General features: G+C 71.7%; 18 protein-coding genes. 8 read left to right on the top strand and 10 right to left on the bottom strand.

Annotation, left to right across the window (positions count from 1 at the left end; all coding sequences use genetic code 11):
- Positions 1–61 precede the first annotated feature (61 nt).
- Positions 62–2,656: an FHA domain-containing protein gene (locus ACIHFE_RS04970; RefSeq protein ID WP_400104352.1), complete on the bottom strand. Its 2,595-nt coding sequence runs from the start codon at positions 2,654–2,656 to the stop codon at positions 62–64.
- Between the two features lie 224 nt (positions 2,657–2,880).
- On the opposite strand from ACIHFE_RS04970, the gene ACIHFE_RS04965 reads away from it, so the two are divergent.
- Positions 2,881–4,998, top strand: coding sequence for a streptophobe family protein (locus tag ACIHFE_RS04965; protein WP_400104418.1), 2,118 nt, complete (start codon positions 2,881–2,883; stop codon positions 4,996–4,998).
- Positions 4,999–5,107: 109 nt separating this feature from the next.
- Complete coding sequence (gene serB, locus ACIHFE_RS04960) at positions 5,108–6,340, top strand: phosphoserine phosphatase SerB (RefSeq protein WP_400104351.1); 1,233 nt, start codon at positions 5,108–5,110, stop codon at positions 6,338–6,340.
- Positions 6,341–6,391: 51 nt separating this feature from the next.
- Here the strand turns inward: serB and ACIHFE_RS04955 are convergent, their stop codons facing one another.
- From ACIHFE_RS04955 to ACIHFE_RS04940, 4 genes are all read right to left on the bottom strand, one after another.
- Positions 6,392–6,910 carry a SixA phosphatase family protein gene (locus ACIHFE_RS04955; RefSeq protein WP_400104350.1) on the bottom strand — a complete coding sequence of 173 codons (519 nt, stop codon included), beginning with the start codon at positions 6,908–6,910 and terminating at the stop codon, positions 6,392–6,394.
- Positions 6,911–6,984: 74 nt separating this feature from the next.
- Positions 6,985–7,191, bottom strand: coding sequence for a hypothetical protein (locus ACIHFE_RS04950; RefSeq protein ID WP_400104349.1), 207 nt, complete (start codon positions 7,189–7,191; stop codon positions 6,985–6,987).
- 217 nt (positions 7,192–7,408) lie between these two features.
- Positions 7,409–7,525, bottom strand: coding sequence for an SGM_5486 family transporter-associated protein (locus tag ACIHFE_RS04945; protein WP_400104348.1), 117 nt, complete (start codon positions 7,523–7,525; stop codon positions 7,409–7,411).
- 90 nt (positions 7,526–7,615) lie between these two features.
- Positions 7,616–8,896, bottom strand: a complete 1,281-nt coding sequence (locus ACIHFE_RS04940; RefSeq protein ID WP_400104347.1) for a CynX/NimT family MFS transporter — start codon at positions 8,894–8,896, stop codon at positions 7,616–7,618.
- Between the two features lie 37 nt (positions 8,897–8,933).
- Between ACIHFE_RS04940 and ACIHFE_RS04935 the strand changes: the two genes are divergently transcribed.
- Positions 8,934–9,605 (top strand): FadR/GntR family transcriptional regulator, encoded by a 672-nt coding sequence (locus ACIHFE_RS04935; RefSeq protein WP_400104346.1) that lies wholly within the window; start codon positions 8,934–8,936, stop codon positions 9,603–9,605.
- 1 nt (position 9,606) lies between these two features.
- On the opposite strand, the gene ACIHFE_RS04930 is transcribed toward ACIHFE_RS04935, so the two are convergent.
- The 3 genes from ACIHFE_RS04930 to fabG all read right to left on the bottom strand — a co-directional run bounded on the left by ACIHFE_RS04930 (position 9,607) and on the right by fabG (position 11,542).
- Complete coding sequence (locus ACIHFE_RS04930; RefSeq protein ID WP_400104345.1) at positions 9,607–9,942, bottom strand: hypothetical protein; 336 nt, start codon at positions 9,940–9,942, stop codon at positions 9,607–9,609.
- Between the two features lie 128 nt (positions 9,943–10,070).
- A complete protein-coding gene (gene fabI, locus ACIHFE_RS04925; protein ID WP_400104344.1) occupies positions 10,071–10,832 on the bottom strand; it encodes an enoyl-ACP reductase FabI in 762 nt (253 codons plus the stop codon).
- A gap of 5 nt (positions 10,833–10,837) precedes the next feature.
- Entirely contained in the window at positions 10,838–11,542 is a 705-nt protein-coding gene (gene fabG, locus ACIHFE_RS04920; RefSeq protein ID WP_400104343.1) for a 3-oxoacyl-[acyl-carrier-protein] reductase, read from the bottom strand.
- A 218-nt stretch (positions 11,543–11,760) separates the two neighbouring features.
- Here fabG and ACIHFE_RS04915 point away from each other — a divergent pair, with 218 nt between their 5' ends.
- The 3 genes from ACIHFE_RS04915 (at position 11,761) to tyrS (ending at position 16,193) form a co-directional block, all read left to right on the top strand.
- Positions 11,761–13,284, top strand: coding sequence for a TldD/PmbA family protein (locus ACIHFE_RS04915; protein ID WP_400104342.1), 1,524 nt, complete (start codon positions 11,761–11,763; stop codon positions 13,282–13,284).
- Positions 13,281–14,681, top strand: coding sequence for a metallopeptidase TldD-related protein (locus ACIHFE_RS04910; protein WP_400104341.1), 1,401 nt, complete (start codon positions 13,281–13,283; stop codon positions 14,679–14,681). Before ACIHFE_RS04915 ends, ACIHFE_RS04910 begins: the two co-directional genes overlap by 4 nt.
- Positions 14,682–14,774: 93 nt before the next feature.
- A complete protein-coding gene (tyrS, locus tag ACIHFE_RS04905; RefSeq protein WP_400104340.1) occupies positions 14,775–16,193 on the top strand; it encodes a tyrosine--tRNA ligase in 1,419 nt (472 codons plus the stop codon).
- A gap of 52 nt (positions 16,194–16,245) precedes the next feature.
- Here tyrS and ACIHFE_RS04900 read toward each other — a convergent pair whose 3' ends face one another.
- Positions 16,246–16,524: a GlsB/YeaQ/YmgE family stress response membrane protein gene (locus ACIHFE_RS04900; RefSeq protein ID WP_400104339.1), complete on the bottom strand. Its 279-nt coding sequence runs from the start codon at positions 16,522–16,524 to the stop codon at positions 16,246–16,248.
- Positions 16,525–16,717: 193 nt separating this feature from the next.
- On the opposite strand from ACIHFE_RS04900, the gene ACIHFE_RS04895 reads away from it, so the two are divergent.
- Positions 16,718–17,092, top strand: coding sequence for a DUF3099 domain-containing protein (locus ACIHFE_RS04895; protein WP_400104417.1), 375 nt, complete (start codon positions 16,718–16,720; stop codon positions 17,090–17,092).
- 202 nt (positions 17,093–17,294) lie between these two features.
- Entirely contained in the window at positions 17,295–17,516 is a 222-nt protein-coding gene (locus ACIHFE_RS04890; protein ID WP_400104338.1) for a hypothetical protein, read from the top strand.
- A gap of 26 nt (positions 17,517–17,542) precedes the next feature.
- On the opposite strand, the gene moaA is transcribed toward ACIHFE_RS04890, so the two are convergent.
- On the bottom strand, positions 17,543–18,532 hold the full coding sequence (gene moaA / locus ACIHFE_RS04885) for a GTP 3',8-cyclase MoaA (protein ID WP_400104337.1): 990 nt from the start codon (positions 18,530–18,532) through the stop codon (positions 17,543–17,545).
- Positions 18,533–18,560 lie beyond the last annotated feature (28 nt).

Below are 18,560 nucleotides of genomic sequence, written 5' to 3'. Positions count from 1 at the left end.
AAAGGGCGGCGGCACCCCTCATGGGTGCCGCCGCCCTTCGCCGTACCGGGACAGCCGGCCGCTACTTGCGCATGACCTCCGGCTCATGACGGCGCAGCAAACGCGCGACCGCGAATCCACAGGCCACACCCAGGATGATCAGGACCACCAGGTCCACGCCCCACTGGGTGGCGGTGTGCGCCCACAGCGGGTCGAGGTTCTTGGGGTTGTTCTTGTCCATGGGCGCCATGATGTGTGAGAGGTCCAGCGTGGTGGCCGTGCCGGCGACCGCCCAGCGGGACGGCATCAGCCAGGCGAACTGCTCGATGCCCGGCGAGTTGTAGATCTTGAACATGATGCCGGTGAACACGACCTGGACGATCGCGTACATCACCAGCAGCGGCATGGTCTTCTCGGCCGTCTTCACCAGCGAGGAGATGACCAGCCCGATCATCATCGAGGTGATGCCCAGCGCGATGATCACCAGGCAGAGCTCCACGGCCGGGGCCTTCTTGACGATCAGGCCCGCGGTCGGCAGCTTGCGGATGGAGAAGCCGATGGCGCAGATGATGACGCCCTGGAAGGCGGTGATCACGCCGAGGACGATCACCTTGGACATCAGATAGGCGGAACGGGACAGACCGACGGCACGTTCCCGTTCGTAGATCACCCGCTCCTTGATCAGTTCTCGTACGGAGTTGGCCGCGCCCGAGAAGCACATGCCGACCGCGAGGATCAGCATGATGGTGCCGGCGTCCTGGTTGAAGTGCCGGGGATCCGGGGCACCCAGGCCGTAATCGGAGGGGATCACACAGCTGACGCCGCCGAGCACCGCGGGCAGGATCACCATCAGCGCCAGGAAGCCGCGGTCGGAGGCGATGACCGAGACATAGCGGCGCATCAGCGTCCACAGCTGGGAGCTCCAGCTCTGTGGCTTGGGGGGCCGGACCATCTGCGGCTGGACGTGTACGGACTGCGGCGCCACCGCGTCGATGTCCGCGGCGTACATCTGGTAGTGCTGGGAGCCCTTCCAGCGGCCCGCCCAGTCGTAGTCGCGGTAGTTCTCGAACGCCGAGAAGACATCGGCCCAGGTCTCATAGCCGAAGAAGTTGAGCGCCTCCTCGGGCGGGCCGAAGTAGGCGACCGAGCCGCCCGGCGCCATCACCAGCAGCTTGTCGCAGAGCGCCAGCTCGGCCACCGAGTGGGTGACCACCAGGACGGTGCGTCCGTCGTCGGCCAGGCCGCGCAGCAGCTGCATCACATCGCGGTCCATGCCCGGGTCCAGGCCGGAGGTCGGCTCGTCCAGGAAGATCAGCGACGGCTTGGTGAGCAGCTCCAGGGCGACCGAGACACGCTTGCGCTGGCCGCCGGAGAGCGAGGTGACCTTCTTGTCCTTGTGGATGTCCAGCTTGAGCTCGCGCAGCACCTCGTCGATCCGGGCCTCGCGCTCGGCGGGCGCGGTGTCGCCGGGGAAGCGCAGCTTGGCCGCGTAGCGCAGCGCCTTCCGGACGGTGAGCTCCTTGTGCAGGATGTCGTCCTGCGGAACCAGGCCGATGCGCTGGCGCAGCTCGGCGAACTGCTTGTAGAGGTTCCGGTTGTCGTAGAGGACATCGCCCTGGTTGGCGGGGCGGTAGCCGGTGAGCGCCTTGAGCAGGGTGGACTTTCCGGAGCCGGACGGGCCGATCACCGCGATCAGCGACTTCTCCGGGACGCCGAAGGAGACGTCCTTGAGGATCTGCTTGCCGCCGTCCACCGTGACCGTCAGATGACGGGCCGAGAAGGAGACGTCACCGGTGTCGACGAACTCCTCCAGCCGGTCGCCGACCAGCCGGAAGGTGGAGTGGCCGACGCCCACGATGTCGTGGGGGCCGATGATCTGGCGGCTGACCGGCTGACCGTTGACATAGGTGCCGTTGTGGCTGCCGAGGTCGACGATCTCGAACCGGCCGTCATTGGTGGCCCGGAACTCCGCGTGGTGCCGGGAGACCTGGAGGTCGGCGACGACCAGCTCGTTCTCCAGGGCACGGCCGATGCGCATCACCCGGCCCTGTGCCATCTGGTAGAAGCTGGTCGGGCTGCGGTCACCGCCGCCATGGACCGGCGGGGTGCCGCCCGGGCCCGCGGCCGGCTGCTGGGCCGGAGCGGCGGCCTGCTGCGGGATATGCGGCTGTTGCTGCGGTTGCTGATGCTGCGACGGCTGCTGGTATTGCTGCGGCTGCTGCCATCCTCCTTGCTGCGGGGACTGCTGGTAGACCTGGGGCTGCGGCGCCTGAGCTGCCTGGTGCGCCCAGTCGGCCGCCGGCTGCTGCTGAGCGGGCTGTCCCTGGGCGGCCAGTGAGGTCTGCGCGCTGTAGAGGTCACCGGAGGGCACGGCCGCCGCACTGAGCGTCAGCCGCGGGCCGTCGGCCGCGTTGCCCAGATGGACGGCCGAACCGGCGCCGATCTCCACATGCTGGACCCGCTGCCCCTGCACAAAGGTGCCGTTGGTGCTGCCCTGGTCCTCGATGACCCAACTGTGCCCGCTCCAGCGGACGATGGCGTGCCGCCACGAGACCCTGGCGTCCTCCAGCACCACATCACCCTGCGGGTCACGCCCCAGGGTGTATGACCTGGACGGGTCCAATGCCCAGGTCTGTCCATTCAATTCCAGTACGAGTTCAGGCACTCCATGCCCCACTACTTGTCCCCCGATATACCCCCTGCTGTTCAGGGAGTCTAGGGATGGCGAACATCGGGAGGAACTATTTCAGGCACAGTCGCCCATCCGAAAGTCGGGCATTGACACGTCCCGGTAACAGGTGCGGTTGACGGAGCGGAACGGTCCCCCGGACAGTGGTAACGGCCCATGAATGCGCACTAGTTGCGCAGATCGGGGCAACTGGTACGGATCGGGGGACCGTGATGACCATCTCCGGCAGCCGCACGGTACGCGGCACCGAACTGCTGCTCTCCGCCGTCGCCGCGGTGAGCTGGGCCTTCCTCGCCATGGCCGCGGTGGCCGCGCTGGGGCTGCATCTGCTGGGCGCGGACGCGGTGGGCTCACTGGGGCCGATGACCGCCGCGCTGATGGTGCTGGCGATGGGCGGCTCGGTCAGCCCCTCCGGCTCGGTGGAAGCCTTCGGGCTCCAGGGCGCGGGGGCGCACACCACCATCGATATCGCGCCATTGGGCGTGAGCCTGGTGGGGGCACTGCTGCTCGGCCTGCTCTTCGCCCGCTCGCTGCGGGCCGCCGGACCCACCGTTCGGGTCCGCGAACTCGCCCTGCGCGCCGGGGTGTTGGCGGTGCTCTTCCTGCTGCTGCTCGGTGGCCTGTGCTGGGCCGGGTCCTCCACTGTCACCTTCGACGGCAAGGGGCTGGGGCTGGGTACGGGCGGCGGCAACGGGCCGAGCCTGAACATCCCCGGCCTGGGCGACATCGGCGGCGGCCTGGCGGACGGGCTCGGCGGCCTGGCCCGCAGCAAGGCATCCGTCGGCTTCACGGTGCGGACCGGGCCCTCGCTGCTGGGCGGGGCGGTGTGGGTGCTGGCGGTGCTGCTGATCACGGTGCTGGCCGCCCGCCGCGCTCCGCTGCCGCCCCGCTGGGCCCTCCTGCACCGGAGCGTACGGCCGGCCGTTTCCGCCCTGTGCGCGGTACTGGTGCTGGCGGTCGCGGCCGGGTGGGCGGCGGCGGCCGTGGCCGCGTCCCATGACGACCATCCCGGACGGGTGGCCGGCGCCACGCTGCTCGGGGCGCCCAACGGGGTGTGGCTCGGGGTGCCGCTGGGTCTGCTGGTGCCCTGGCATGGCTCGGCCAGCGGCTCCCTGCTGCGCTTTCTGCCCGATCCGCTGAACCGGCTGCTGGACACCCGGGCCGAGGAGACCGTCTCGGTGGGCCGCCTGGCCGAGCTCGAGCCCCGGGTCTGGCTGCTGACCGCGGCCTGTGCGCTGCTGATACTGCTGGCCGGAGTCCTCACCGCGGTGCGCACCCCGCGCGGCAGGCGGAGCGTGCCCGCCTTCGCCGGGCGCTGCGGCCTCTCCCTGAGCGCCGCCACCGCCCTGGCCCTGCCCCTGCTGGTGCTGGCCACCCGGCTCAAGGCCGATGCCGGACTGTCCGTACTGGGCGTGGACGCGGTGGGCGCCGGCCTGGACCTGGAGGGCAGCACCGGCGCGGCACTGGCCCTGGGCGCCCTCTGGGGCCTGGCCGCCGGCTTCATCGGCGCCCTGCTGGCCTGCGCCACGGGCGCGGCGGGCCGCCGTACGGCAGCGCTGTGCGTGGCCGCTCCGCGGTTGGGCGTGCGGGGGGACGGGCCGGGTGGTGCCGCACCGGGATCCGGCTGGGGTCCGGACGCGCCGGGGTACGGCTGGGAGCCGGGGACACCGGGATACGCCCCGGGACCTGGGGCCCCAGGACAGGGCCAGGGCCCCGGCGGACCGGGCCATGGCCAGGGCCCGGGCCCTCGGGGTCCGGGCGACGGCCCAGCCCGCCTTCCCGGATACGACCAGGCCGAGACCCTGCCCGGCTATGGGCGAGGCCCAGCCGGATCCGGTTATGGCCGGGGCCCGCGGACGCCTGGGTACGGTCATGGCCCGGAAGCGGCCGGGAACCGTGCGGCCCCGCCACCGGGGTACGGCCCGCCACCGGCATCCGGTCCGTCTGGCGCACCCGCACCGGATGACCGCCCGGGCCCCGCCCAGCCACCGCGATCCGGCTACGGCCCGCCGCCCCCGTACGGCCCCTCACCCGCCCCCGCACCGGATGACCGCCAGGGCCCCGCCCCCGGACCGGGCCCTGGCGTGCTCCCGGCGCCCGGCTATGGTCCGCCCGCCGGCGGGGCCCCGCACCGTTCCCGCACCCCTGGATTCGGTCCGCCGCCCGCCCCCGAGGGGGACGAGCAACCGCCACCGGGCCCGTACCGGCCCTCCCCGCGACGGCCCGCGCGGGAGGAGACCAACCCCTATCTGCGGCCGCCCGGCGGGAACCGCCCGGGGCCCGGGAACAGCGCGGACGAGGATGCGGACGAGGAGGGCCGGGCCCGGTGACCCGGACCGGGCGGCGGGCCTCCGTCGCGGTTGCCGCCCGGTGAACAGTGCGCTTTCCCGCCGCCTCCCCTGCGGGCGCCCCTTGGGCACCGGATACGGTAGAAGGACCATGAGCGCATCGCAGATCCCTCCTGCCACCGCCGTCACCGGTGATGAAGACCCCACTCTTCTCGTCAAGATCTTCGGGAAGGACCGGCCAGGCATCACCGCCGGGCTCTTCGACACCCTCGCCGCCTACGGCGTCCATGTGATCGACATCGAGCAGATCGTCACCCGGGGCCGGATCACCCTGTGCGCCCTGGTCTCCGCGCCCGCCGGCGGCGCCACCGCGGAGGGCGAACTGCGGGCCACCGTGCACAGTTGGGCCGAGTCGATGCGGCTGCAGACCGAGATCATCTCCGGTCTGGGCGACAACCGGCCCCGCGGTGTGGGCCGTTCCCATGTCACCGTGCTCGGGCACCCGCTCACCGCCGAGTCCACCGCCGCCATCGCGGCCCGGATCACCGGCACCGGCGGCAATATCGACCGCATCTTCCGGCTCGCCAAGTACCCGGTGACCGCGGTGGAGTTCGCGGTCTCCGGCGCCGAGACCGAGACCCTGCGCACCGCGCTGGCCATGGAGGCCGCCAAGCTCGGCGTGGATGTCGCCGTGGTGGCTGCCGGGCTCCAGCGCAGAGCGCAGCGCCTGGTGGTGATGGATGTGGACTCCACCCTGATCCAGGACGAGGTCATCGAGCTGTTCGCGGCGCATGCCGGCTGCGAGACCGAGGTTGCCGAGGTGACCGCCCGGGCCATGCGCGGCGAACTGGACTTCGAGCAGTCCCTGCACGAGCGGGTCGCGCTGCTGGCCGGGCTGGACGAGTCGGTGGTGGACAAGGTGCGCTCCGAGGTGCGGCTGACGCCCGGCGCCCGCACCCTGATCCGCACCCTCAAGCGCCTCGGCTTCCAAGTGGGCGTGGTCTCCGGCGGGTTCACCCAGGTCACCGACGATCTGCGGGAACGGCTCGGGCTGGACTTCGCCTCCGCCAACACCCTGGAGATCGTCGACGGCAAGCTCACCGGCCGGGTCACCGGGGAGATAGTGGACCGGGCGGGCAAGGCCCGCCTGCTGCGCCGGTTCGCGGCCGAGGCCGGCGTCCCGCTGGCCCAGACCGTGGCGATCGGCGATGGCGCCAACGACCTGGACATGCTCAACGCGGCCGGGCTGGGAGTGGCGTTCAACGCCAAGCCGGTGGTGCGCCAGGCCGCGCACACCGCCGTCAACTTCCCCTTCCTGGACACGGTGCTCTATCTGCTGGGTGTCACCCGCGAAGAGGTCGAGGCGGCCAAGACCCACGAGTGAGTCCGGGGCACCCCGGTCCGGTCCCGCCCGGCCCTGCCGTTCTCGGCCGGTCTAGTCGTGCGGGGTCCAGAAGGCGACCAGGGTGCCCGCCCCATGCTCCACGGCCTTCCAGGATCCGCTGAAGGTGAGCACCGCGGCCCCGGTGGTGGGGAAGCCGGAGCGGTTCATCCGGGCCAGGGCATCCCCCTCGGCCTCGCCGGCCAGGACGTCGGCCAGCGCGTGCATACCCGGGTTGTGCCCGATGAGCAGCAGGTCGTTCACTTCGTCCGGGACCTCGTTGACCACGGCGATCAGCTCGCCCGGGGATGCCTCGTAGAGCCTCTCCTCATAGACGGTGCGCGGCCGCTGCGGCAGTTCATGGACGGCCAGTTTCCAGGTCTCCCGGGTGCGGGCGGCGGTTGAGCAGAGGGCGAGGTCCGGGGTGATGCCGGAACCGGCGATCCAGCGGCCGGCTGCCGGGGCGTCCTTGCGGCCGCGCTCGGCCAGCGGACGCTCGTGATCGTCGCCATCGGACCATTCGGCCTTGGCGTGGCGGAGAAGGACCAACCTGCGGGTCGTTTCGGCGCTCATGCCGTCCAGCTTCGCATGAAACCCGCGGCGGGGCGCGGGGTGTTGACAGGCTTGCCCTTCCCGGGTGGTACCGCTCACGGTATGCGGTGACCGAGGGAGTGCTGGACCAGTTCCACCACGCGGCCGAGGGGGGCAGCGCCTTGGGTCGAGGGGGTGCCGGCACTGGCCGGCCCGGCCAGCAAGGTGAACAGAGCGACAAAGGCGACGGTGGGCAGCGCGAGGGCCCACCACGGCAGCCTGGTCTGGGTGCCGGGGGTGCGCTTGTGCGTGCCGGCGGGCATGGGGATCTCCTCCGAGCGGTCCTGCGGTCCGGGTGACCGGCACCGCCGCTGTGCGGGGTGCGCTTAAGAACCTACGGAGTTCGGGCCGCCGCTCCTATCCGGTAAGCCACCTACTTACCCCTGAGGCCGGCCCCCTAGGGGATGGTGGGGTCAGCACCACCCGGGATACGTCCGGGGCCGGGATCCGGGGAGCCGGGGCCCGGGGCCCGCCGGGTGCTCAGCCGGAGGCGAGCGTCGCGATCACCGCGATCACGGCGGTGATCCCCAGCATCACGCCGAGGATGGTGAGCAGGGCCTTCTGGCCGTTCTGCGGATTGGGTTCGAGGACGGGCATGGCATCAGTGTCCCATCCCGCGCCCCGGCCCGGCGCGGGGGTCCCGGATCGGCGCGGGAGTCCCGGATCACCGCCGTATCCCCCGCACCCTCAGCGCTCGTCCTCCACCACACGGTCCCGGCCGGCCAGCATGCCGGCCACCGCCTGAGGCACCATCAGGGCCGCCAGCAGGGCGATCGGCGCGCCCCAGCCGCCGGTGCGCTGGTAGAGCCCGCCCACCAGCAGCGGTACGGGGATGGAGACGAGGTAGCCGACGCTCTGCGCGAAGGCGGACAGCCGCACCACCCCGGCTCCGGTCCGCGCCCGCATCCCGATCATGGTCAGCGCCAGTGGGAAGGAGCTGTTGGCGACGCCCAGCAGCAGCGCCCAGGCCCAGGCTCCGCCGGCCGGAGCCAGCCACAGCCCGGCGTACCCGGCCAGTCCGAAGCCGGCCAGCAGCACGGCCAGCGGCCCCTGGTGCCGCATCCGCACCGCGACGCGCGGCAGCACCAGGGAGAGCGGGACGCCCACCGTCATGGTCAGCGCGGCCAGCACTCCGGCGGTGGAGGCCGGCACTCCGCCGTCCCGGAAGATCTGCGGCATCCAGCCCATCACCACATAGGCGCCGCCGGCCTGGAGGCCGAAGAAGACGGCCAGTGCCCAGGCGACGGGGCTGCGGGCGATGCGGAGGGCACCGGCGGCATCCGGCGCCGCGGCCTCCGCGGGGGCGGGCCGGGGGCGTTCGGAGCGGTGGCGGGCGATCACGGCCCAGGGCAGCGCGGCGGCCAGGGCGACCACGGCCCAGGCACCGAGCCCCGGCCGCCAGCCGCCGCCCAGGGCGTCGGTCAGCGGCACGGATACCGCGGAGGCGACGCCCGCACCGGCCGAGAGGGCCATGGAGTACAGGCCGGTCATCGGCCCCACCCGGTCGGGGAACCAGCGCTTGACGACCACCGGCATCAGTACATTGCCCAGCGCTATCCCGGCCAGGGCCAGGGCGCTGAACAGCAGAAAGCCGACCGTCTCCGGCATCAGCGGGCGCAGTGCCAGCCCGGCGGCGACGGCCGTCAGGCCGGCGCAGACCACCCCGGCCGGTCCCCAGCGGCGGGCCAGCCGGGGCGCGGCCAGACCGAGGACGGCGAAGCAGAGGGCGGGGATGGAGGTGAGCAGCCCGGCGACGGTGCCGCTCATGCCCAGGCCCTGGCGGGCCTCCTTGAGCAGCGCGCCCATGCTGGTGACCGCCGGGCGGAGGTTGAAGGCGGCGACGACCAGGCACACCACCGGCAGCCACCGCGCCGGGCGGGGGCCGGATCCCTTGTCGTGCGGGGGAGTTGGCGGGGCGGGCTCGGGGGCCCGGGGGGTCGTGGTTTGCTCGTCTTCGCTGCGCACCATGGACGCGATCATATAATCATGGGATGAATGGAGTGCCATGCCTTTGAGCTCACCTCGCCGTACGCCCCTGACCGACCAGGTGATCGCCCAGCTGCGGCACCAGATCACCTCCGGTGAATGGCCGGTGGGCTCCCGCATCCCCACCGAACCGGAGCTGGTCGAGCAGCTCGGGGTGGCCCGCAACACCGTCCGGGAGGCGGTCCGGGCGCTGGCGCACAACGGCCTGCTGGACATCCGCCAGGGCTCGGGCACCTATGTGGTGGCCACCAGCGAGCTGGCCGGGGTGATGAACCGCCGCTTCGCGCAGGCCGACCCCCGGGAGGTGGCCGAGCTGCGCAGCGCCCTGGAGACCAAGGCGGCCGCCCTGGCGGCGGACCGCCGCACCGAAGCGGATCTGCGCCGGCTGGAAGCGCTTCTGGAACAGCGCGAGCGGGCCTGGCGCTCGGGCGACGCGGAACGGTTCGTCAACGCGGACGCGGACTTCCACGCCGCGGTGGTGACCGCCGCCCACAACGAGGTGCTGGCCGCCGTCTACGCGGACCTGGGCACCGTGATGCGCGGCTTCCTGCGCGAGGGCATCGGTACCGAGCTGCACCCGGAGGGGCTGACCGACCATGTCCGGCTGGTGGCGGCGATCCGGGCGGGCGATGCGGCCGCCGCCGGCGTGGAGGCGGCCGCGCATCCCTTTATCTGCCGCCCCTCGCCCTGAGTCACGCCGGGGTGTGGGTCAGCCATGCCTGGCGTATCCGGAACCAGCAGCGCTGGGCCAGATGTGCGCGGGTGGCCGGGCCCACGGTGACGGGGGCGGTGTCCATGGCCGGATCCCACCAGCGGGCGCACCGCAGGTGCAGCTGGACGCGGTCGGGCTGGGCGTTGCCGTTGTAGCAGTCGGCGGTGGCGTGCGAGCCATGGATCCGGATGTGGCATTCGGCTTCCAGCGCCTTGACGGACACGGCGGCCGCCCCCGGGACGCCGGATGTGCCCAGTGCGGCGCTCAGGAGCAGGATGGCTGCCCGCCGGAAGGGCAGCGTGGCCGGTATGTCCACGCCACCAGTGTGCGGGTGCGGCGCCGTTTCCGCCTGCGGCGGGGCTGGGGGACAAGACCGCCGCACCCGGCAACGCAAAGGGGCCGCGGGGCGGCAAAGCCCCACGACCCCTGCGGCAAGCCCGGCGCTTATGCGCCCATCATGTGCACGCCACCATCGACATGGACGATCTCCCCCGTGGTCCGCGGGAAGAAGTCGGACAGCATGCCGACCACGCCCCGGCCCGCCGGCTCCGGGTCGGCCAGGTCCCAGCCGATCGGCGCGCGGTGGTTCCACACGTCCGCCAGCTCCTCGAAGCCGGGGATGGACTTGGCGGCCATCGACTTGATGGGACCGGCGGAGACCAGGTTGCAGCGGATGCCCTTGGGGCCCAGGTCCCGGGCCAGGTAGCGGTTGGTGGACTCCAGGGCCGCCTTGGCCACGCCCATCCAGTCGTACTTGGGCCAGGCGATCTGCGCGTCGAAGGTCAGGCCCACCACCGACGACCCTTCGGACATCAGCGGCAGCAGCGCCATGGTCAGCGACTTGTAGGAGTACGCCGAGACATGCACCGCGGTGGAGACGTCCTCCCAGGTGCCCTCCAGGAAGTTGAAGGCGCCCTGCGGCCCGAAGGCGATGGAGTGCACGATGCCGTCGATGCCGTCCACATGCTCACGGACCTTGTCCGCCAGCCCGTCCAGGTGCTCCTGGTTGGTGACGTCCAGCTCGATGACGGGAGCCGGCTTCGGCAGCCGCTTGGCGATGCGCTCCACCAGGGAGAGCCGGCCGAAGCCGGTCAGGACCACCTCGGCGCCCTCGTTCTGGGCCACCTTGGCGGCCTGGAAGGCGATCGACGCCTCGGTGAGGACGCCGGTGACCAGGATGCGCTTGCCGGCGAGGATTCCACTCATGACGTTCAGTGACCCATGCCCAATCCGCCGTCGACGGGAACGACGGCTCCGGTGATGTATGCGGCCTCTTCGGAGGCGAGGAAGCGGACCGAGGCGGCGATCTCCTCGGGCTGCGCGTAGCGGCCCAGCGGAACGTTGGCCACGATCCCCGCGCGCTGCTCGTCGCTGAGCACGCGCGTCATATCGGTGTCCACAAAGCCGGGCGCGACCACATTGACGGTGATGTTGCGGGAGCCCAGCTCACGGGCGAGCGAGCGCGCGAAGCCGACCAGACCGGCCTTGGACGCCGCGTAGTTGGCCTGGCCCGCGCTGCCCAGCAGCCCCACCACGGAGGAGATCAGCACCACCCGGCCCTTGCGGGCGCGCAGCATGGCCTTGGAGGCGCGCTTGACCACGCGGAAGGTGCCGGTGAGGTTGGTGTCCAGCACCGAGGTGAAGTCCTCTTCCGACATCCGCAGCAGCAGCTGGTCGCGGGTGACACCGGCGTTGGCCACCAGCACCTCGACCGCGCCCTGCTTCTCCTCGATCTCCTTGTAGGCCTGCTCGACCTGCTCCGGGTCGGTGATGTCGCACTTCACGGCCAGAAAGCCGGCCGGCGGCTCCCCCGACCGGTAGGTGATGGCGACCTTGTCCCCCGCCTCGGCGAAGGCTCGGGCGATGGCGAGGCCGATGCCCCGGTTTCCTCCGGTGACGAGAACCGAGCGGCTCAAGGGATCACCCTTCCTTGTCTGTCTCTGCGGCTGGACTACCTGAAACTATCGGTAGACGTCACCTCCGAGACATCCGGGGCACGACAGCTGCGGCGCACGCTCACTGTTGGATCTCTACAGAATCCACGGAATCCACGAAATCATCTTCTCCCCGGCCCGGCACATGGGCGGGACCTGCGGCTGGGCATGATGCACGGCGACGACCACTGGGAGGTCCCGTGCACCGATCCATCGATCCGTCGTTCCTCGACCTGCCCCTGCGCCCGCTGGCCGATGCCGCCCTCGCCCGGGCCCGTGCCCTGGGCGCCGAGCACGCCGACTTCCGCTTCGAGCGGGTGCGCACCGCGTCCTGGCGGCTGCGTGACGCCCGCCCGTCCGGATCCTCCGACACCACCGACCTCGGCTACGCGGTCCGGGTGGTGCACGGCGGCGCCTGGGGCTTCGCCGCCGGCGCGGTGCTCACCATGGATGCGGCCGCCCGGGTCGCCGCCCAGGCGGTGGCCATGGCGAAGCTGGCGGCCAAGGTGACCGCGGCGTCCGGTTCCGGGGAGAGGGTGGAGCTGGCGGAGGAGCCGGTCCACCCGGACCGCACCTGGGTCTCGTCCTATCTGACCGATCCCTTCGCGGTCCCGGCGGAGGAGAAGACCGGGCTGCTGGCCCAGTGGAGCGAGCGGCTGCTGGCCGCCAAGGAGGTCTCCCATGTGGACGCCTCCCTGGTCGCCGTGCGGGAGAACAAGTTCTATGCGGACACCGCGGGCACCGTCACCACCCAGCAGCGCATCCGGGTCAACCCGCAGCTCACCGCGGTGGCGGTGGACCCGGCGACCGGAGACTTCGACTCCATGCGCACCCTGGCCCCGCCCGCCGGCCGCGGCTGGGAGTACCTCACCGGCACCGGCTGGGACTGGGACGCCGAACTGGCTGAGCTCCCCGGCCTGCTGGCCGAGAAGCTGCGCTCCCCCAGCGTCCGCCCGGGCCGCTACGACCTGGTCATCGACCCGTCCAACCTCTGGCTGACCATCCATGAGTCCATCGGGCACGCCACCGAACTGGACCGGGCGCTGGGCTATGAGTCCTCCTACGCGGGCACCTCCTTCGCCACCCCCGACCGGCTGGGCACCCTCAAGTACGGGTCCGAACTGATGAATGTGACCGGGGACCGCACCACCGAGCACGGCCTGGCCACCATCGGCTATGACGACGAGGGGGTGGCCGCCCAGTCCTGGGACCTGGTCACCGGCGGCATCCTCACCGGCTACCAGCTGGACCGCCGGATCGCCCGGCGGCACGGGCTGAACCGGTCCAACGGCTGCTCCTACGCCGACTCCCCGTCCCATATGCCCATCCAGCGGATGGCCAATGTCTCGCTGCGGCCGGCGCCCGACGGGCCGTCCACCGAGGAGCTGATCTCCGGGGTGAGCGACGGGCTCTACCTGGTCGGCAACCGCTCCTGGTCGATCGACATGCAGCGCTACAACTTCCAGTTCACCCAGCAGCGCGCCTACCGCATCCGTGGCGGGCGGCTGGCCGGCCAGCTGCGGGACGTCGCCTACCAGGCGACCACCACCGACTTCTGGGGCTCGATGACCGCGGTGGGCGGGCCGGGGACCTATGTCCTGGGCGGCTCCTTCAACTGCGGCAAGGCGCAGCCCGGTCAGATCGCGGCGGTCTCCCATGGCTGCCCCGCCGCCCTGTTCGAGCGGGTCAACGTCCTCAACACCACCCAGGAGGCCGGAAAGTGAGTGCTCGTCAGATCAGTGCTCAGGAGATCACCGAGCGGGTGCTGGAGCTGTCCCGGGCGGACGGCTGTGTGGTGATCACCGAGGAGCGCTCCGGCGTCAACCTGCGCTGGGCGGGCAACGCCCTGACCACCAATGGCGTCACCCGGGACCGCTCCGTCACGGTGATCGCCACCGTGCGCGGCGCCACCGGCACCGCCTCCGGAGTGGTCTCCCGCACCGCGGTGAGCGCCGCGGACCTGGCCGGTCTGGTCCAGGACGCGGAGGCCGCGGCCCGGGCGGCCGGCCCGGCCGAGGACGCCCACCCGCTGGTCACCGGAGTGCCGCCCGCCCCGGACTTCGCCGAGCCGCCCGCCGAGACCTCCCCGGCCGTCTTCGACGCCTTCGCCCCCGCCCTGGGCGAGGCCTTCGCCCGCGCCCGCTCGGCCGGCCGGCAGCTGTACGGCTTCGCCCAGCACCGGATGGTCACCAGCTACCTGGCCACCTCCACCGGCCTGCGGCTGCGCCATGACCAGCCCACCGGCCATGTGGAGCTCAACGCCAAGACCCCGGCCGGCGGCTCCTCCTGGCTCTCCCGCGCCACCGCCGGCTTCACCGACGCCGACCCGCTGGCCCTGGACGCCGAACTGGCCGAGCGGCTGGCCTGGTCCGCCGAGCGGATCGAGCTGCCCGCCGGGCGGTACGAGACCCTGCTGCCGCCGACCGCCCTGGCCGATCTGCTGGTCTACCAGCAGTGGCGGGCCTCGGCCCGGGACGCCACCGAGGGCCGCAGCGTCTTCTCGCACCCCGGCGGCGGCACCCGGGTGGGCGAGAAGCTGGCCCGGCTGCCGCTGACCCTGCGCAGCGACCCCGCCGCTCCCGGCCTGGAGTGCGCCCCCTTTGTCCTTACCCACAGCTCCGACGAGGGCCGCTCGGTGTTCGACAACGGCCTGCCGCTGAAGGCCACCGACTGGATCCGGGAGGGGGTGCTGGAGCATCTGCTCACCAGCCGGCACACCGCCGGGACCACCGGCCTGCCGCTCACCCCGTACACCGACAACCTGATCCTGGACGCGGGCGGCACCGCCTCCACCGCGGAACTCATCGCCGCCAGCGGGCACGACCGCCCGGTACTGCTGCTCACCTCGCTCTGGTACATCCGCGAGGTGGATCCGGCCTCGCTGCTGCTGACCGGCCTGACCCGGGACGGCGTGCTGCTGGTGCGCGACGGCCGGGTGGTGGGCGAGGTCAACAACTTCCGTTTCAATGAGTCCCCGGTGAGCCTGCTGGCCCGGGCCACCGAGGCCGGGCGCACCGAGCGCACGGTGCCGCGGGACTGCGGCAAGTACTTCAACCGGGCGGCCATGCCCATGCTGCGCATCCCGGACTTCCATATGAGCTCGGTCAGCAAGGGCGTCTGACGGGGCTGTGGGGGTGGGACAGCCAGGCCCTCCGACGGGTCCGAATAGACTGGCGGACGTCCGAGCTGTCCCCTCTCTCCCGTCAGGAACGCCATGACCCGCCTCGGCGAATCCGTCGCCCGCGCCAGCGAACTCCTCGCACAGGACCTCTCCGCCGATGCCACCGTGCAGCGGCTGCTCACCGAGACCAAGGCACGGCGCTATCTGGATCTGTCGGACCTGTCGGCGAAGGAGCAGGCGGCGCTGATCACCGGCCGGGCGGTCGAGGTGCTGCCGGGCGAGGAGAAGCTGGCCGAGCGGATCGAGAAGCGCCGGGCCGCCGGCAAAAGCCTGCACATCAAGCTGGGCATCGACCCCACGGCGGCCGACGTCCACCTGGGCCACACGGTGCCGATGATCGTCCTCAGCCGCTTCCAGCGGATGGGCCACCGGGTGACGCTGATCATCGGTGACTTCACCGCCAAGATCGGCGACCCCACCGGCCGTACCGCCGAGCGCCCGCCGCTGACCGACGCGGACATCGCCGCCAACCTGGCCGGCTACCGCGAGCAGGTGCGCCCGTTCTTCGACTTCGAGACGGTCGGCTTCCGGCAGAACAGCGAGTGGCTGGCGCCGTACACCTTCCCCGAGCTGCTGGGCCTGCTCACCCAGGTGCCGGTGTCCCAGCTGCTGCAGCGCGAGGACTTCCGCAACCGCCTGGCGGCCGGTTCCGGGCTGACCATGTCCGAGCTGCTCTACCCCATCGCCCAGGGCCTGGACTCGGTGGCGCTGGACTGCGATGTGGAGCTGGGCGGTGCCGACCAGCTGCTCAATCTGCAGATGGGCCGCAAGCTGATGGAGCTGCGCGGGCAGCAGCCGCAGCTGGTGGTCACCATGCCGCTGATCGAGGGCACCGATGGCACCGGCGCCAAGATGTCCAAGTCCAAGGGCAACTATGTGGGCCTGACCGCGCCCGCCGATGATGTCTTCGGCAAGATCATGTCGGTGCCGGACCGGCTGATGGAGCCCTACCTCAAGGCCTGGACCGAGTGGACGGACGCGGAGATCGCCCTGGTCCTGGGCCGGGTCGAGGAGAAGTCCCTGCACCCGATGGACCTCAAGAAGGTCCTGGCCGGTGAGGTGGTGGCGGCGCTCTACGGGGTGGACGCGGCGATGGCCGCCCGGGCCGGCTTTGTGGCCCAGTTCTCCAAGAAGAGCTTCACCGATGTGGAGGCCCTGCCGGTGGTGGACGCCGCCGAGCACGGCGGCGAGCCGGTGACCGCGGTGCTCAGCAAGGTCCTGGGCTTCCAGCCGAGCGCCTCGGCCGCCCGCCGGGTGGCCAAGCAGAACGGTCTGCGGCTGGTGATCGAGACCGGTGCGGGCCAGCAGTCGGTGGTGCTGGCCGAGGCGGAGGCCATCCGTCCGCTGGCCGAGGTGGTCGGCGAGGTGCTGGCCAAGGCCGGTGCGGAGGCCGACGGCGGCAGCGTCTACCTCAAGGCCGGCCGCCGGATCGCCGAGATCCGCGGTCTGTAAGGGGTCGCCCGTAAGGGGAGCTACGGGCCGGTGTGCGCACACCGGCCCGTTCTCATACCCGTTCCCGCCGGCCGCCGCGTACTCCGGTCCACAGCCGGTTGACCAGGGCGACCACGATCACCGCGCCGGCGAGCTGCAGGATATGGCGGATCCAGTCCACCCCATGGGTGTGGCGGACGCCCAGCGCGCTGGCCCCCCAGTTGCCCAGCAGGGCCCCGGCCACGCCGCACAGCACGGTCAGCCAGAGCGGAATCCACTGCTTACCGGGGATGATCGCCTTGGCGATCAGGCCCAGCACCAGGCCGACGATGATGGCCCACACCCAGCTCATGCCGCCTCCCGGTGCCTGGGTCGGTTCTTCCGTCAGTGTCGGGCCACCCCGGACACGGCGCACGCCGAACCCGCCCGTGCGCCGTCTGCGCACGTCGGACGCCGCCCCACTCTCGTCGGGCGGCCGGGCGCGGCGTAACGTTGAGTAGGTACCGGCGCGTGGGGCGTCGGCGAGGGATCGGGCGGTGGATGGAATGCTCAGGCATGGTGGTGCGGAGGTCTACCGGATCACCGGCGCCAGGCGTGGCCTCCAGGAGGACGTGCGCGGGCGTCAGCGCCGGTATGTGATCTCCATGGGCGTCCGGACCATCTCGGTGATCCTCACCGTGGTGTTGTGGAACGTAGAACGTTATGTGGCCCTGGGAACCCTGGTGTTGGGCGCACTGCTGCCCTATGTCGCGGTGGTGATCGCCAACGCGGGCCGGGAGAACGCCCCTTCACTGCCCGGGACCTTCACCCCGGCCGCGACCAGGCCGGTGCTGACAGCCGGACCGGCCGGAACGCCGCAGTCGACGCCGCAGCCCAGGAGCACGGACGAGCCGGAGGGCCAACACACCGAAAGCGCTTGATGCTTCGGCTGTGAGTGGTGATCCGACAAGCTCAAGAAAACCTCAAATCAATCATGTCTTTCGGTGCCCTTCGCGGGGCTCTCCGTGACATACTTCGTAGGCGCTCCGCATCCCCCGTCGGAGCGAATGACCGACGCCGGGCGGCTCCCCCCGTGGCTGCCCGGCGTCGTCGTATTCTTTTGCGGTCGCATAGAGTCTCAGAGTGAACTCCCCTGAATCCGCAGTGATCTGCTCCGCCAAGGGCTGCCGTGCGCCGGCGGTGTGGGTGCTGGCCTGGAACAACCCCAAGCTGCACACCCCCGAGCGCCGCAAGACCTGGCTCGCCTGCGATGAACACCGTGAGCACCTGTCCAACTTCCTTGCGCTGCGCGGCTTTTTGAAGGACGTGGTGACCCTGGAGGAGTGGCAGCGCGATCATTCCTGATCGCCTCTGCCACTGCCCACTGTCCGCTACCCGCCGATCGCCGACATCGGCCGTGCGGGCTGCAGGAACCTCGGATCGTCCAGCCCGGACCCGGCCCGCTTGCCCCACATCGCCGCCCGCCACAGCTCGGCCAGCTCCTCGTCCGGGGCCCCGGAGCGCAGCGCGCCCCGCAGGTCCGTCTCCTGGGTCGCGAACAGACAGTTACGCACCTGTCCGTCGGCGGTCAGCCGGGTCCGGTCGCAGGCGGCACAGAACGGCCGGGTGACCGAGGCTATGACGCCCACCCGGCCGGGGCCGCCGTCCACCAGCCAGCGCTCGGCGGGCGCGGAGCCGCGCCGGCCCGCGCCCTCCTCGGTGAGGGTGAAACGGGTGCGCAGACTCGCCAGGATCTCCTCGGCGGTGATCATGCCTTCGCGCTTCCAGCCGTGCTGGGCGTCCAGCGGCATCTGCTCGATAAACCGCAGCTCATAGTCGTGGGCGAGGGCCCAGGCCAGCAGTTCGGGGGCCTCGTCCTGGTTGAGGCCCGGCATCAGCACGGCATTGACCTTGACCGGGGTGAGCCCGGCGGCATGGGCCGCCGCCAGCCCGTCCAGCACATCCTGGTGCCGCTTGCGCCGGGTGAGCGCCGCGAAGACCTCGGGGCGCAGGGTGTCCAGGGAGACATTGACCCGGTCCAGGCCGGCCGCCTTGAGGGCCGGCGCCACCCGGGCCAGCCCGATGCCATTGGTGGTCAGCGACAGCCGGGGCCTGGGCTCCAGCGCCGCGCACCGCTCCACCAGGGACACCAGCCCGGGCCGCAGCAGCGGCTCGCCGCCGGTGAAGCGCACCTCGGTGATGCCCAGCGAGGTGACCGCGATCCGCACCAGGCGGACGATCTCCTCGTCGGTGAGCAGCTCCGGCTTGGCCAGCCAGGCCAGGCCCTCCTCCGGCATGCAGTAGGTGCAGCGCAGATTGCAGCGGTCGGTCAGGGAAACGCGAAGATCGGTGGCCACCCGGCCGTAGGTGTCGACGAGCACGGTGGCGGCCCCCCTGAGCTGCGGACTG

Origin of the sequence: Streptomyces sp. NPDC052396, from assembly GCF_044593195.1 — a bacterium.
In the GTDB taxonomy this organism is placed as follows: Bacteria; Actinomycetota; Actinomycetes; order Streptomycetales; family Streptomycetaceae; genus Streptomyces.
This window is presented reverse-complemented; position numbering and strand designations above follow the sequence as displayed.

Bases quoted from the DNA above. Each gene is read 5' to 3' on its own strand.
- ACIHFE_RS04940 (WP_400104347.1), bottom strand. From the start codon at position 8,896: ATGGTGCGCAGCGAAGACGAGCAAACCACGACCCCCCGGGCCCCCGAG.
- ACIHFE_RS04950 (WP_400104349.1), bottom strand. From the start codon at position 7,191: ATGCCCGCCGGCACGCACAAGCGCACCCCCGGCACCCAGACCAGGCTG.
- tyrS (WP_400104340.1), top strand. From the start codon at position 14,775: ATGACCCGCCTCGGCGAATCCGTCGCCCGCGCCAGCGAACTCCTCGCA.
- ACIHFE_RS04965 (WP_400104418.1), top strand. From the start codon at position 2,881: ATGACCATCTCCGGCAGCCGCACGGTACGCGGCACCGAACTGCTGCTC.
- ACIHFE_RS04955 (WP_400104350.1), bottom strand. From the start codon at position 6,910: ATGAGCGCCGAAACGACCCGCAGGTTGGTCCTTCTCCGCCACGCCAAG.
- serB (WP_400104351.1), top strand. From the start codon at position 5,108: ATGAGCGCATCGCAGATCCCTCCTGCCACCGCCGTCACCGGTGATGAA.
- ACIHFE_RS04900 (WP_400104339.1), bottom strand. From the start codon at position 16,524: ATGAGCTGGGTGTGGGCCATCATCGTCGGCCTGGTGCTGGGCCTGATC.
- fabI (WP_400104344.1), bottom strand. From the start codon at position 10,832: ATGAGTGGAATCCTCGCCGGCAAGCGCATCCTGGTCACCGGCGTCCTC.
- ACIHFE_RS04945 (WP_400104348.1), bottom strand. From the start codon at position 7,525: ATGCCCGTCCTCGAACCCAATCCGCAGAACGGCCAGAAGGCCCTGCTC.
- ACIHFE_RS04895 (WP_400104417.1), top strand. From the start codon at position 16,718: ATGCTCAGGCATGGTGGTGCGGAGGTCTACCGGATCACCGGCGCCAGG.
- ACIHFE_RS04935 (WP_400104346.1), top strand. From the start codon at position 8,934: ATGCCTTTGAGCTCACCTCGCCGTACGCCCCTGACCGACCAGGTGATC.